Raw genomic sequence first — 1,754 nt, 5'->3', positions numbered from 1 at the left:
TGAGCCCCAGGTTCCCAGATCATTCCAGTCAAAAGTTGCAGGTAAAACAAACACATTGGCTGCTTTTTCCAAAATGGCATAATCGATGGAAATGTTTTCAGAAGCAGCATAATTTTTTTTGATAAAAGTAGCTTCATCTTCAGTATTGTAAAATTCCATTCCGGATTCAAAAAGCTGATGCATCTCAGGCATAAGTTTTTCAAAGGCAGCGGTAATGTTTTTTACACTCCAGATAAAAATACCCGCATTCCACATAAAATTTCCGGCGGAAATAAATTTCTTAGCGGTTTCATAATCCGGTTTTTCGGTAAACCGAAGTACTTTTTTTACCTCATCAGCAGACTTTTCATATTCAATATAACCATAGCCTGTGTTTGGAAATGTGGGCTGAATTCCCAATGTCATCAGCATATCATTTTCTGAACAATGTTGAAATGAAGCCTGAATATTTTGCAAAAATGCTTCTTCATCTTCAATCCAATGGTCGCTGGGGGCAACCAACATAACCGCATCGGGATTTTGTTTTTGGATTTTTAATGCTGAAAGTAAAATACAAGGCGCAGTGTTTCGCATAGCTGGTTCAAGAACCAATTGCAACTCAATAACTTGAGGAAGTTGTTCTAAAACCAATGCCTTGTATCGTGCATTGGTAAGAATTAAAATGTTTTCTGAAGGAATGATTTTGTTGAGCCGGCTGAAGGTTTTTTGAAGTAAAGTTTGTCCGGTTCCCAACAAATCGTGAAACTGCTTGGGAAATTCCTCTGTGCTCACGGGCCAAAATCGGGAACCGATGCCTCCGGCCATGATTACGGCGTAAGCCCCCCTAAATTCGCCCGAAGGGGGGACTTTCTGTTCTTTTGAACTAAAACTATTTTTCATTTTTCAATTAAATTTTCTAATTAAGAAAACTCTTTCCCCCCTTCGGGGGTTAGGGGGCTTACTTCGGCGTTGGGGTTAAAAAGATATAGTTTCCCGGTGGAAAGCTCAACACCTTCAATACGCTTTACACGTTTTGCCCCTTTTTTAAAAACCCTGCCGTTGTAAATTTTAAAAAGCGTTCCTTCAGGCAGTTCAAAGATAAAATTTTTATCGTTGGCCGGGTCATAATATTTAAGTGCAAGGGAAAGTTTGGCGTCGGTGTCGCTGCTTGCCTTTGGGTTTTTAAAATGTTTTGCAAGTAGTGGTAACAATTGGTTGGGAAAAATTGCCGGATGAATAAACGGTAGCATTAGTTTTTGAAAGGTGAGTTTCCATTCAGAGCCATGTGGCTTTATCTGTCTTCCGAAAGTTTCAAAAGCTTCCAGATGTGCAATTTCGTGAATCAGGGTGATAAAAAACCTGTATTTGTTATGAGAAGCGTTGACCGTGATTTTGTGCTGCCCGTTAGGCAACCTTCTGTAATCGCCATGGCGGGTTACCCGTTGATTGACTATCTGAAGATAAATATTGTTTTTTTTTATCAGTTCAAAAGTGGGGTCAACTGCTTGTTCGGGTATGTAGTTTATTAAAATTTCTTTCATCTTAGGGCGTTGAACTGGACACCTGCAAAATTTTTCCATTGTAAAACTGATTTCCAGTAAGGGCAAAGTTTTTTATGTATGCGGCCATATCTTGAGCCGTGAGGGGTGCCTGATAACCGGGGAAGGCTTCTTCGAGCATTTCGGTTTGAACGGCTCCCAAGGCCAAAACATTGAATGCCGGACCGGTTTCTTTGTATTCTTCCGCTAGAAGCTCAGTAAGCGTGATGACAGCTC

General features: G+C 40.4%; 2 protein-coding genes and 1 pseudogene. All 3 read right to left on the bottom strand.

Annotation, left to right across the window (positions count from 1 at the left end):
• Positions 1 to 804: sugar phosphate nucleotidyltransferase (locus AC6F75_RS06590; RefSeq protein WP_500714164.1), on the bottom strand; the 804-nt coding region annotated here is incomplete at its 3' end.
• A 95-nt stretch (positions 805 to 899) separates the two neighbouring features.
• The gene (locus AC6F75_RS06585; protein ID WP_500714162.1) at positions 900 to 1,520 is read right to left on the bottom strand and encodes a SprT-like domain-containing protein; all 621 of its coding nucleotides are present in this window, start codon (positions 1,518 to 1,520) and stop codon (positions 900 to 902) included.
• Position 1,521: 1 nt separating this feature from the next.
• Positions 1,522 to 1,754 (bottom strand): annotated as a pseudogene (locus AC6F75_RS06580) (short-chain dehydrogenase); the annotation flags it as partial.

It is taken from the genome of Planktosalinus sp. (genome assembly GCF_059864935.1).
This window is presented reverse-complemented; position numbering and strand designations above follow the sequence as displayed.

Excerpts from the sequence above, each read along its gene's own strand:
- AC6F75_RS06585 (WP_500714162.1), bottom strand. The coding sequence starts at position 1,520 with ATGAAAGAAATTTTAATAAACTACATACCCGAACAAGCAGTTGACCCC.